Origin of the sequence: Enterocloster bolteae (assembly GCF_002234575.2) — a bacterium.
Taxonomy (GTDB): domain Bacteria; phylum Bacillota; class Clostridia; order Lachnospirales; family Lachnospiraceae; genus Enterocloster; species Enterocloster bolteae.
This window is the reverse complement of record NZ_CP022464.2, coordinates 1,965,837-1,979,396: the sequence shown is the minus strand read 5'-3', so window position 1 is coordinate 1,979,396 and position 13,560 is coordinate 1,965,837. Positions and strand designations below refer to the sequence as shown.

6 protein-coding genes are annotated in these 13,560 nt (G+C 46.8%); all 6 read right to left on the bottom strand.

Going from position 1 to position 13,560, the window contains the following annotated elements:
• Positions 1–577: 577 nt before the first annotated feature.
• The gene (locus tag CGC65_RS32445; RefSeq protein ID WP_207749870.1) at positions 578–847 is read right to left on the bottom strand and encodes an HU family DNA-binding protein; all 270 of its coding nucleotides are present in this window, start codon (positions 845–847) and stop codon (positions 578–580) included.
• A gap of 10 nt (positions 848–857) precedes the next feature.
• On the bottom strand, positions 858–1,286 hold the full coding sequence (locus CGC65_RS09340) for a hypothetical protein (protein WP_002565695.1): 429 nt from the start codon (positions 1,284–1,286) through the stop codon (positions 858–860).
• 166 nt (positions 1,287–1,452) lie between these two features.
• Positions 1,453–1,917, bottom strand: a complete 465-nt coding sequence (locus CGC65_RS09335) for a hypothetical protein (protein WP_002565696.1) — start codon at positions 1,915–1,917, stop codon at positions 1,453–1,455.
• A 130-nt stretch (positions 1,918–2,047) separates the two neighbouring features.
• Complete coding sequence (locus tag CGC65_RS09330) at positions 2,048–2,602, bottom strand: hypothetical protein (protein ID WP_048928833.1); 555 nt, start codon at positions 2,600–2,602, stop codon at positions 2,048–2,050.
• 129 nt (positions 2,603–2,731) lie between these two features.
• Complete coding sequence (locus CGC65_RS09325) at positions 2,732–7,261, bottom strand: InlB B-repeat-containing protein (RefSeq protein ID WP_002565698.1); 4,530 nt, start codon at positions 7,259–7,261, stop codon at positions 2,732–2,734.
• 11 nt (positions 7,262–7,272) lie between these two features.
• Positions 7,273–13,560: an InlB B-repeat-containing protein gene (locus CGC65_RS09320; protein WP_002565699.1), complete on the bottom strand. Its 6,288-nt coding sequence runs from the start codon at positions 13,558–13,560 to the stop codon at positions 7,273–7,275.

Genomic DNA, 13,560 nt, shown 5'->3' with positions numbered 1-13,560 from the left:
TTCTTTCACCTAAACCAGGGATGCAACTGCATTACAGAGTAGCCCCGTGATATACCATGATTTTCTTTTTATATTCCCTCTGTCTACCGCACCTGTCATTATGTATGCCAATATATCATGCCACCTTCACCTTATAATTCTATAGCAGCCCTATTTCTCTCTTTCTCATTCTTTCTTCTCTTATTCCGTATAATGTTCAGTGATGTAGTTCTTCCGCAAAATCTACATGTAAATACAATCTTACTTGTGAAAGTATCTCTTCCCGTTCCCTCTATCGTTGCCAGATTCTTTCCACAATATTGGCACTTAATATCCATTCCATCTCCTTTTAATTACGTTACAAATTCTACGGTCTTACGAAGGCTTCCGACATATCTTACTATACCATGCCATAGATGCAATATTTAAAGTCACTGCTGTGACTCTAAATATTGCTCTATTATTTGACCAATGAATCTACTGAAAAATTAAAATTCGTTTCGTTCTTACCAGCTCACGCAAAGTAACTTGTTACCGATATGCACTGCGTTCCGCTTCTCCACTTACAATAATCTATGACATGGTATGCTACCAACACCTATCCTTGATTTCCCTGAATTACCTCCCTCTTCAATATGGAACCCGCGCGGAATACGGGAACCCTACGCGGTTTAATCTCGACTACTTCTCCGGTTCTTGGATTTCTTCTCTGACGTCCTTTCCGTTCTGCAACCGCAAAAGTTCCACCCCACATCAAGCACACATCCCCTGTTTTTAATTTCTCAGAGATAGAATCAATGATTCCATTTAGTGCATTCGCACTTTGACAGATGGCCAAGCCTGATTTCTCAGAAATTTTTTCAACCAGTTCTCCCTATTCATTTTGCTGCTCCTTTTTCACTATTTTTTGTTATCATATCATCCATTTTTTCTTTCGCTAAGCTTTTTAGCTGTTCCCTGCCAGGCACAAATAATGCATGTGGGTATAGTTTATCTGAAAATTCCATGCCCCTATCCATTTGAAACAGGATTTTCACTTCTGCATTAAACGCAAATGCCATTTCTGCCATTTCCAAATAAACGAAACCAGGCAGATGGTCTGTCACAATTATGATGTCAAATCCTCCAGGAACGAATGACATCACTCGCAGAAGAGTTTCACGATTTTTTGCCAACATCATGCTAATCTTGTAATCTGATTCAGCGTCAAGACAAATCAAAAAATCTCTGAATTCCCACAAAACATCATTCCTGCTTCCAAGCACCCCTATATTAATTTCTGCCTCTCCTGTAGATTTCCACCGCATAAACCATACCTCTTATGTAAAGATTTTCAATCACTGCATGCACTCCTTCCTGACCAGTTAGTCTTCCAACCTACACACCTCTGTTTTTGCAACATATTCTTTTGGCTTGGAGCCGTCACTTCTGATTACCACTCCATAAGAAGCCGGATCATAACATTTGATTATTTTAGTCTTTATGATCGTTTGAGGTGTCTGGATCTTGCACAGACGCATCTGAAGCAGGCTTATATTGTATCGTACAAGTCAGACCGAATGCCTTATTTGCCAATTTAGATGCTATGGGAATTCTTGCATCTGAGTCTTTTGATACTTTCCCTATTGCGATAAGTCCAATGATTAACAAAAGAAAAGAGAGAATGCCGCTGATAAGACCAACGATTCCAGAGAAAGCAATTCCTAAGATAGGTATAGCATATAGCCCTGAAAAAATATTCGTTACGCATGATATGATACTTTCCACAAGAGCAAGAAAAAATGCCTGCATGACCTGCTTTGTAAGCCATTCATCCTTTTGAATCACAATAACAAAACCAAGCAACATACCGCATAATAAAGTTTGTCCTAAAATTGCTAATACAAATGCCAACACTGCATAAAAAGAAATACAAATATTAAATCTGTCTTTTCTCATTAAAAATCCCTTTCCTTGCTCAAAGCGATATATTTTGACGAATCATCCATAGTTCTGTATCCTATTTATGAAAACCAAACAATACAGTCCCATCCTATTTTTACATATAACTATAAATAGCCATTATTCATCATGGTGTCTCTACTGTTTCCTGTTCTTTTCTGGTCTTCCCATTAGAACCTCCGTTCTTATTCTTTTCATTTCGCATATACTCATATTCACGCAGCATTCTCATCAGCTCTAATGCGCTGCGGAATGAAACGCCGTTTCCACCACTGCATTTTCCTTTTATGCGTCCCTGCATACTGGAAAACTGACGCTGATGAATTTCAATAATCAATGTTTCACACGCGCTTATACCTAAAGCCATAAAGCTAGCCATATTTTGAATCTTTGTACAGTATTTCATTGGAATATGCTCTTTGTCCAGTTCCCGCTTCTCATATGCTCTTTTCATATGAGCGGTCAAAAACCTTGGTTCTGTTGTCGCCATAGGCCGTTGAAATTTCGCGCATAATGTGTCTATTTTCAGTCCCAAATCCAGTATGCCGGTAAATGCCACGGGCTCCTTTAAATAAAAATTTACAATGTCCCCACTTAATTCACCCTGTTTATTTTTAATACAAATGAGAAATATACCCATACGGTCCGTGTTTGCCAGTGTATAAAAATCGCTTTCTTCCATATCGATCACCTCATCCCTCATCATATTCCTTTCATCGGTCATGGCTTCATATTCTTCATCGCATAACAGCATAGGATAATTCTGCCCCGTAATGCCATCACAGCACTACAGGGCAGAATTGAATATCACTTAAGGTGTTTCCCGAGTCCAGGCTCCGTTTTCATCAACCTGGTATCCATCTGGTGTCATCTCATTTATGTACAGAGACCCCAATGGACGGCCATTCTGATTCGTATATTCCCATCGTTTCGATCCCTCATTAAACGTCCAGGTCTTCTGCTGGCTATCAGCGGTCAGATAATACCATATTCCGTCAATCTTCTGCCACCCCATCAGCATAACTCCGGTAAACGGACTCAAATAATACCATCTGCCATCATCATCATCATAGTGCCATCCCTTTGTCATTCGGCCAAACCAGCCATCGTGTACATTGGACAGGAAATACCAGTTATCTGTATCCTGGTCCAAAAACCAGCCACTGTCCATAATACCCTCACGGTCAAAATGATAGGTGGCAATCTGGCTGCTTCCATTATGTGTGTATCGTATATTGGCCCAGCTGTCTTTGATACGTGTTCCACTGTTCAATACAAAGGCCCACTTATGGTTAGTCTGATCAACATTATTCCATATGCCCTCGGTGCCATCTAAATACGTACGGTAACTGTTTTCTGTGCCATCACTGCCCGGTCCATGTCCTCCGCCGGAAAAACCTTTTGAACCGCCGGAGCCCCCGGAACCGCCGGAACCGCCAGAACCACCAGAACCGCTAGAACCGCCAGAACCGCCAGAACCGCCAGAACCGCTAGAACCGCCAGAACCACCAGAACCGCTAGAACCGCCAGAACCGCCAGAACCGCCAGCACCGCTAGAACCGCCAGAACCGCCAGAACCGCCACTGCTAATACTGTCTACCAGTGCTTTCAGTGTATCAAAGGCACTTTCCAGGTCGTCAACCGAAGGTCTGGGCAGGCGGTTCAGCACTTCAACAGCCTCATCCACAGCCTCAGTAAGGGCATCTCTGTCTTCTGCGCTTACAGACCCATTATTCTTCAGGGCATTAGCGATATTAATCTCCTCCTGCAGCCTTTCTTTTGCTTCCTGCCATTGGGTATCATCTTCCGGTTCATAGACAGCATACAGTTTCAAATCTCTTGTCACTGGATCTGAAGTATCATACATCCCTCCTCCAGACTGGCGTTTCGACAGGCCTGTGAACTCATACGCTATGCCTGTAACGGAATCCGTATAGCCTTCGTGAATATCTAAATCCATATAGTCTTCCGTATCATCCAAGGACCTGCCATCCCTTACCTTAAATGTGTGAACCTGTCCCCTTCCGGTATCCATGATGATCACTTCATACGCTTTATAATAACTAAATACCAGAGTATCACCGATATTAGCTTCAAAGGCAAAGCTTCCAGTAAAGTCTTCATTTTCATTCGGGTCAGGTGTCATCAGGACTTCTTCACAGGTCGTATCACCATCATCCTCTCCAAAATTAATTTTCCATAACCTGTATTCCAGATTTCCCAAAAGACTGGTGTCTAATTTTCCAAACACTTTAATTGCTGGAGTCAGATTTGCATCCTCCACCAGTGGTTTATTGGTTCCATCCACCTTTCGCGTAAGTCCGATATCCAGACTCCATGGTGTCTTAACGCTCTCCCCGTCATCCACTTCCTGCCTCACAGCTTCCGAAGCAGATGCCACCGGTGCATGTCGGTCAAACTTAACTGTATAAGCTATCCGCTGCCCGTTTGAAAGCGCTGTGCTATCCTCATCGTTATCCACCAGTTCTTCCTTTAATTCCTGAAGCGCTTCCTCTGACTTGTCCAGGGCAAATATCCCGTTTTTGGGTGAATAATCCACTGTTGCGTTGGATGCAGTCGCTACCGGAGACGGTTCATACATGGCCTGGAGGATTACATCTCCCGCTGTCATTTCCACGGTCTGATTTTTTCTGGTCAGGTATGACATATGCAGATTACCAATCTGTACTTCCCATTGTTTAAATGCCTGTCCAGCAGGATTCATATCCTCCGCAGATATCCTGATCTGGTCCCCTGCCTTTACCAGGACTTCATCTGCATGCTCTTCCACATCCAGCGCTTCCCCGTTTCTTGTCACCGACTCCACGTAACCTCCGTTCAGCAAACGGAAGGTATAAACACGGTTCTGCTGCGAAGTGCCTGTTACCATTACCTGGCTTCCGTTTATCATACGGTCTGAAGGCGCATCGCCGTTATCTGCCTGTTTGGCCACGATGATATAGGATACATTGGGTTCAAGTCCTGCAAGTTCCGCTGTCCGCGGACTGCCGGACGGGCTTACCCATCCGTCTTCGTTCCCATCCTGACTGACCACATTTCCATCCATATCAAGAACCGCATACACAGTATTTTCTCCTGCCGGGCGGATAACAATCTTCCTTAGTCCCTCTGTCGTATCATCCGCGGTGGAATAATTCCCTCCAATAGCAGGTACCATGACACGGGCTGGCTGACTTATTAAGGATGGATCCACTGAATCTGTCAGTATGTCTCCAACAACAGGAGCTGCGCTTTCCGCCATCTCATATACGTAGTAGCTGTCACAGGGCGGCAGTTGTTCAAAGCAGCTGCTGCCAAGCTGTTCCCCTGTCATCACTGCCAAAAGCCGTCCGTCACTGTCCGTCAGGGCATATTTACGCGCCTCATTTGCTCCGCTTATCTCAATCTTACCCATACCGTCATTTCCTATCGTTCCAGTTCCATCTGGAATGCACAGGATTCCATCATCTCCTCCCACAGGTGTAAAGCGTGCCCTGTAAGTCTGATCCGCCAGAATCGTCATATTCGGGTCTGTAACCTGATTCCCGTTTTCATCAAACCAGCCAGCAAACATATAGTTACTGTCCGGTGTGGTCTGGGGCAGGGAAATCTGAGACCACTGAGTCCCTTTCGGCACATGCATGGAATTGGTTCCTGAAATAGAGCCGCGGCTTCCGCTTTCAAATCTTATATCACACCATTGTCCCGGATCTTCCACAAAATCCGCGTAAAGTTTAAGGTCTCCGGTCAGTTCAATATCTCCGGTCAACACGGTTCCTACTTTACCTGTACCGGAAGCATTGGCTTTATACCAGCCGTTAAACATATAGTGCTGTTCGGGAGATGGCGTGATTCCCTCTGTGATTGTATCAATGGAGTGGGTACCAAGCCGTAAGGAACGCGGGCTGCTGTCTCCTGACAGGCTTCCATGTTCGCTGTTGTAATAGTTTATCCTGGCCCAATGTGCTGTATCATTCAAATCTTCATTATAGGTAATCGTAACAGTGCCGCCTGTAAAGTCTGTTTTAAAACTCAGCGTGGCTGCTGTCTGGTCCATACTGATATCGGTAAATGTTCCATTCCATCCAATGTTAGGCGGATACGTATACCCGGCTTTTCGCTCTACATTTACCGTCACTGTTTCATTAGGAGACACCTCCCTTGTTTCCGGCTCAGCCAGCACATTGTTATGGTTGTCTATCCGGTTAATGGTTACATGGGTTACATAGGAAGGGTCAATCTCGTAAGTATATACCACGGTTACCGGCTGATTGGGCATCTTTCCGGTAAAGTTCTTTTGGGCATCAAATGTGCATCCTGCTGTCTGCGCCGAATATATCCCTCTTCCCGACAAATCATCTATATCCCCGCTGCCTGTTTTTATCTGAGCGCCGGTAAGGGTATAAGCCGTAATCTGTGCCGGTGCGGCAGAAACCTGCGACTCCGCGGAATAGAGATAGCTTTCCGGGGTACGGATCGCACGGCCACTCCCATCTGCATATTCTACACGCAGGGCAAATTTCTTTGAACTGTCAGGCTCATATCTGTATGCCACAGTCAAGTCATCATTGGGCATATTTCCGCGGACAGACCGGGTAGACTCATTAATGGTCGCGGCCTCCCCCAGCGTTCCATGGCCTGAGGCGTCATCAAAACGGCGCGTTTTGTTGTTCTTAATAATCACAGAAGATACCTTATAGCCCGGTATATCCCGTTTGTAGGTAGCGGATACTGCTGTATTGGCCGTCACCCGGGTTGTCCAGCTTCCGTCATCAAAAAACTTATATATCTGGCTGTCATCCGCTTCGGGCCATGCATTCGGGTCTTCTCCATTCATGTTTCCATTTCTGTCCTCATTCAGGTCCCGGTAATGCATGACTGTAAAATCAAACTGACTGGACGCATCACCATTCCAGCGTGCCTCATATGCCGTGGTTGAATTGTAAGGAAACGCAAAGGGCAGATACAGTATCTTATTACCATCTGCATTATACCAGCCGTCAAAGGTATATCCCGGCCAACTCAAATCCGCGTCAAATGCAGGCAGCACCGGCCTGTCACCAGAACCCAGATTTTCCACGGCAATTCCATTGAAATCACTTGCTTCAGCCAGTGGATGACCAGCTCGTCCGGTAGCATACGTAATCCGGTTTCCATCTCTGGGAACATTCATATAGTTTGAATGTGATAAATCCGGGCCCTCCTTGGGATCAAACCGAATGACTGCCGGATCCCCGTAATTCAATGCATACGCCGGCGCCGGAGGCGCGGCCATGGTGATCACCATGGCCGCGGCCAAGACACGGGCCAGATATGCCTTAATCTTATTTGTCCTTTTCATAAAACCTCCTGCTATTGTAAAGCTCCATCAGCGCCTACCTGATAACCGTCCGGTGTCTTCTCGTTGCTGTACATGGAGCCAAGCGGCCTTTCCTGATTCTGCATAAACACCCATTTCCCGGTGCTGCGGTCATATGAGTATGTCTGTGCCGTATTCTGAGGTGTAAAGAAATACCATTTTCCTTCAATTTCCTTCCATCCCATTACCATCTGGCCTGTAATCAAATCCAGGTAATACCAATGCTTATCTACCTCATCATAATGCCATCCTGTCTTCATCTTTCCCAGCCAGCCGTCTTTTTTCGCATTACAGTAATACCAGTTCATATGCTCGTCCCTGAACCAGCCATAATCCATGAGTCCGCTGGCATTAAAGTGATACCAGCCATTTCGATTCACATCACCGTTGGCATAATCAAGTTTGGCCCATATGCTGGTGAGACGGATTCCTCCGTTGAGTACAAAAGCCCATTTATCACTCTCTGGGTCAACCAGCTCCCAGTTTCCATTGGTGCCTACCACATAACTCTTACTGGTTTCCGCAACATAAGGCGCCGGAGTTGTGACTGGCCCGCCTGTGCCGGCAGACCTGGAGCTGCCACCGCCTCCTTTCGATCCACCTTTGCTTCCTCCTGAACCGCCATGGCTTCCGCTGCCCCATCCATCTCCGCCGGATGTACCTCCGCTGTTTCCTCCATTCTGAAGTTTATCGTAATGGTCATACCGGTCTTCCAGAATCTTATCGAAGGGTTTACATGTTTCCTCCAAACGGTTCAAGGCCTCCAAAAGTTCATCAAGAGTTGCCCGGGGGCCCGTTCTATCGAATACATCCATAGCTTCTTCTATGGCTTCCCTTATCTTTTCTGTCTCCTTCAGCGTCAGGAAGTAATCGTCTGATTTTTCGATTGCAGCTTTGATTGCATCCTCCAGCTGTTTCCTGGCATCATTCACTTCACCGCTGTTATCATCGTAAAACGCATATACATACGTCTTCCTCTTGATTTCCTTGTCCGGGTCAAATTCCTTTAGCCGGTCTTCCCGGTAACTCCAGCCAATATAATTAAATTCAACCCCCTCATTATCAATAAATGAATCGATTGGTGTCTCCACTTGGCTGTATTCAAAGGAATAGTCTCCACTATTCGGTGTCTCACCCCGGCGCACTTTAAAATAATAGCGGTACTTTGGTTCTTCTTTATTATTGATAAAATAAATCCTGTATGCCCTGGAATAGATGAGCACATATCTCATACCAGCCTGAGCCGTAAATGTAAACAAACCGCCGGTCTCTTCCGGATCATCAGACATAGTAACCGAATCAATGATCAGCTCCCCATCATCATCCTCGGAAATAGCAAACAGCTGATAGTCCATCATGTCTACATCTTCTTTATCCAGTTGCACATATGTATTAAATGTTGCTTCTGATGGCGAAGCTACCCCTACTCTCCGCCCGTTCACATACCGTTCAATATCTACATTCAATCCCCAGGCTCCATGGTACGCTTCTTCATGGTCACTGTCATAATAAGACGAACGTTTAATTGCATTGGATTCAGTCGCCTTTACCACATTCTTTTTATATACTACTTTATAGGTCACATCTGCATGGTTCACATCCATAAGGGTCCGGTCTGCGTCTGTGGTAAGCTCCTCCTCCAGGTTTTCAATTTCATTGGGGTCCAGAGCCATCTCATGCTTATTACCTCCCCGTACTTCATCCGTCACCGTTGCATTGCTGGGTGTCGCTGACGCACGCTCATAATAAGCTGTCATAACCACGTTGGAATCCGGCATCGTAAATGTCACATCCTGACGGCGTATGGTTTCTGTCATTCCCGGAACTGCCCCGATTGTCACCTTCCAGTACAGGAAATTCTGTCCATTTCCATCGGTTTCTTCCGCGTGAAGCACCACTTCATCGCCTTTATGGACCTCATCATATCTGGGGATATCTAATTCTACTCCATCAACAGAGTGGACCTGGCCATTAATCGCCTCCACTATATAGTTGGGAATATCCAGTTCGCCGCCCGGATCTGTGCTGATGTGAGTCCCGTCTTCCAATTTGCTTTCCGCAGTGATGCCGGATGACCCATGAGGCCTTGCCACTACCACATACTCCTCATTGTAATCCAGTCCGGAGAAGGTCAGGCTTGCCGGTTGGCTGCCGCCGGCCGACTGCCAGCCCCCATCTCCCGTCTCAGGAGTTATGACCACATGTCCGTCCTTATCTAAAATAGCATAATCGGAATCCGTATCCGCCGGCTTAATCACGAAAACAGTCTTCCCTTCATGTTCCTCATCGTAAAGGACCTGGTAATTGGTCTCCACTACCGGGACCAGAACCTCAGTCGCACTGCTTATGATTCCAGTCACACCGTCTATGGGCCTCCCAGTCTGTGCCTGTGTCGTACCTGTTGCTTCATATATTAAATACCGCGTACCAGGATACAGGTCTTCAAAATATACCCGTCCTGATATATTCCCGCGTACCACATCTATTATATTGCCTTCCATGTCCGTGATGATATACTGATAGCCCTGGGTTGTCCCATAGACTGTAATCCTGCCTTTTCCCTGCGTATCAATACCTGCTGATGCATCCCGCGCCGCCACATCTGTACCAAAGACTGCCGGGTCCGGATAGAACCGTATGGTATAGGTATTTCCATTCACAAGTCTGCTGTCATCTTCCACAGACACTCCGCCATCATACCAACCATCAACCAGATAATTGATTTCCGGTGTATAGGCCGGCCGATTTCCCGCGGTATCGGCCCAGGTACGGTCATATTGGATATGGAGATTTACGTTTTCCCCCGCATCTATGGTTCCATGCTCTCCCGCCGCAAAGTGAATATCAACCCATTGGTCAGGATCTTCCGCAAAGTATGCAGTCACGGCAGCCGAACCTGTAAACCTGCTATCGGCTGAAAGCAGCTCCTCACCACTATCCTTGATTCCGTTTCCATTCTGGTCGATAAACCAGCCTTCAAAGCGGTAATAGGTGTCTGCAACCGCTTCAGGAACCAGTCTCTTTTCCAGTATGTCATTCCATGTATAGCTTCCCGCGGTGCCTTCTACGGTTCCGTCATTTATCAGTACGGAAACCCTATAAGCTCCTCCGGATAAAATAACAACATCCGATGACATACCATTCCCTGGTCTTAAGACGCCATGTTCTCCTGCCTTGTATATCAGATTCGCCCACTTTGATGGGTCTCTGTCATAACGATAGGTGACAGCCAAACGGTCATTTGGCATAGTTCCAGTAAAATTATGGCTGCTGTCAAAGGTTCCTGCTGATGCAGGTTCCGAGCGTTCATCCTGAAACACATAACCATACATATTTTTAAATTCAGCGGTCACAGGCGTATCCGCTGTTACATTTTGGATGTCCGGTCCTGTAATGTTTCTCAGCCTTTCATCCTGCGTGCCATTATCCAAATAATGAATCTTATACTCATAGCCCTCTTCCGTGGCTTCATACAGGTACGTTATCTCTACCGGCTGGTTCGGCATGGTTCCCGTAAATCTTCCATCGCTGTCAAAACCGCCCTGGACAGCGCTTACCAGATGCCCGTCCGTATCATCTGCAGTACTTCCCGCCGTAATGCTGCCTGACAGGTACCGGAAGCCATAAACATCCGCCGGAACCGCCGCGATCGCATCTTCCGGGAAAACATCTTGTATGTCAGCTGTATGGACAACTGTACCATTTTCTGTCACGTATTTAACTGTAAATGCGGATTTCGCATTTGGATTGCTGCGGTCTACCTGATAACCATATTTCACGGCCGCATCCTGCCCCGGCATCTTCCCCGAGAAGTCACCGGTACCTCCATTAAAGTTTCCGAATGGAACGGGGCCGTGCCCATCACCGTAATTGTAGATGGCCGGGTTCGTGGAGGAATCCGCCAAACTCCAGGTATAGCCATGGATGTTCTTCTTCCCCGAATGAACCTCTGCCTCCACGCTGTAGGCATCCTCGGTCGTGGTCGACTGGAACACGATGGAACCGTCCGCATTGACATAGTCAACCGTATAATCAAACTTCACATTACTGTCCGGTGAGAAAATTGCATAATAAGTAACCGGATCCTCCGGGAATTCTGATGGCAATCCGCTTATGAGATCTGGATTCACCCTGTCATTGACCGTACTCCACCCCACAAACTGGTAGCCGTAACGGCTGATATTAGGCAGCAGCGCATTGACGCTTCCTCCAACAGAACCGGTCAGAGCCTGAGGCTCCGGCGTCCCTCCATTGGCTTCAAATACAATGGAACCGCTGTTTCTGGTATATTCATATGTAATAACAACATCCTGGCCCGGCATGGTTCCCGTTACCTTGCCAAAATCTGCAACACCGGCATCTGCCTGGGCGCTCAGAGTGCCGCCTGTCCCCTGGTCAATGGTTACGCCTGTAAGGCCGTATCCAGTAATGGCGGCGGGCGCATTCACCTCAACCGCATCTCCTCCCGCATATGACAGGGGGATGCTTGCCGGCGCACCATTCACAGTTCCGCCTGTGGCAGAATCCCGATATATAAAGGACACCGTATATCCATTCCGCTTTAATACTGCATTCCGCCCATTGCCAAGGATTTCCGTTCCCGCGCTTACATACACACCGGAATTCCCCGCCTCCTGGTCTGCTTTAAAATTATCCGCAAAGGGGCAGGAGCCTGCAGCCCCCGGATAACTACTTGACGGCACAGCTATCTTTACTTCCTGACTAGGCTGGGATGATATCCCTCCCGGTGATGCCAGAGGAAGCTGCTCTGCTGTAACGCCTATCTGGGACGTGTCTAAATCGCTCATAACTGTTATATATTTATCCTGAGCCAGATATACGTTTGCCTTCTTCCCGGACGGAGTTGTGTTGTCCGATATCTGATTCCGGTTTCTGATTTCAAATGCACCTGACCCATTGTAATAAACAGCTCCCTTTCCAGCGGACACATTTCCGGAAACCGTTCCAAAATTCATGGACAGTCCCGCGCTTCCCGTTACATTTACCGCACTTCCCTGGCTGGACTCACTGCCGCTGCAGTTAGTGATTACAGCGCCGCTGTTAATCTCCAGCTTTCCGGATGAAGCGGATATCAAGGAATCCTGACTTTCCGCATGGTTTCCGTCCAGGACAATGTCAGTAAACTTTAAAGTGGGGCCTGATACGTTAAACAGCGGACCCGTATACCCGGATGCGCGCGTCAGGGTTTTAATATAATCACCATCCTCATTCATAGGATGCCCCTCATGGTCATAATCCGTACTGGCAATGGTAATATCCTTTTGGCTGTTTCCCGTCACATCAATAGCGGACGAAATCTCCGGATAATCCATTACATAAATATACCCCTTGTTATTTCCGATTTTATTAAGCGCATATTCAATGGTTTTAAAAGGACTGCTGTAGGTTCCTTCTGCGCTGGTAGAGTCCTGGCCGTACTGGTCTGATACATAATAGGAGGTGTCTCTGATGGCAAATGCAACCCTCCTGTGAACCGTCTCATACGGATGAAGCTGAAACTCCCATGAATAGGCCATTCCCGAATCAGTGCCGCTTACCACATCATTGGAGCTCTCATTAAAGACATTGCTTCCCCAGGAATTGTAATGACCAATCCATCTGGTATCAGGAGGTGTCACCCCAAGGCTGCTGTCGTTTGTGATGCAGTCAAAGGTGGTTTTGACATGCTGGTTGACCATATGAAAACCTCGGTCATTTTTATATACCGTTGCATAGTCATCTTCCTGGGTTCCTCCAATCATGACATCGGTTCCCGTTCCCATTTTGATAGTCCTGCCAGTTGAGCCGCCCTGACCATTTTTATCATAGACATAGTAATCAACAAACACATACTTATTATCCGGACTCGGGGATACTGCAATCTTCACCTCTATGCCATAGGTATCCAAAGACTGTACCCCGCCGTTTGTATTGCCTCCTATCAGCTGTTTGGAATTAGTCCCGACCTGAAACCAGGTTGCATACCCTCCGTTACTGTAAGTTGTTTTAATACCAGCCTGAGCATAATTATGCTGCCCTGCCTGCAGGCCCCTAAGGTCGAAACGCCAGGAATTTCCTCCCCCTCCCTGGCCGGTCACAGAACCATTCTTCCAGGTATATGCAGTTGCCTCGCTGGCCCCATCTCCCAGATCTTCATTCTGAAGCTCCGTGGATGCATAGGACAGAATGTTGGGCTGTCCCATAACAAGCCCCGCTATCATGCATATGGCCAGCAACATGGCCGTCAGGCGTTTATAGAATGTATATATGCCGCTGTTCAT

Bases quoted from the DNA above. Each gene is read 5' to 3' on its own strand.
- CGC65_RS09330 (WP_048928833.1), bottom strand. From the start codon at position 2,602: ATGGAAGAAAGCGATTTTTATACACTGGCAAACACGGACCGTATGGGT.
- CGC65_RS09325 (WP_002565698.1), bottom strand. From the start codon at position 7,261: ATGAAAAGGACAAATAAGATTAAGGCATATCTGGCCCGTGTCTTGGCC.
- CGC65_RS09335 (WP_002565696.1), bottom strand. From the start codon at position 1,917: ATGAGAAAAGACAGATTTAATATTTGTATTTCTTTTTATGCAGTGTTG.
- CGC65_RS09320 (WP_002565699.1), bottom strand. From the start codon at position 13,560: ATGAACAGCGGCATATATACATTCTATAAACGCCTGACGGCCATGTTG.
- CGC65_RS09340 (WP_002565695.1), bottom strand. From the start codon at position 1,286: ATGCGGTGGAAATCTACAGGAGAGGCAGAAATTAATATAGGGGTGCTT.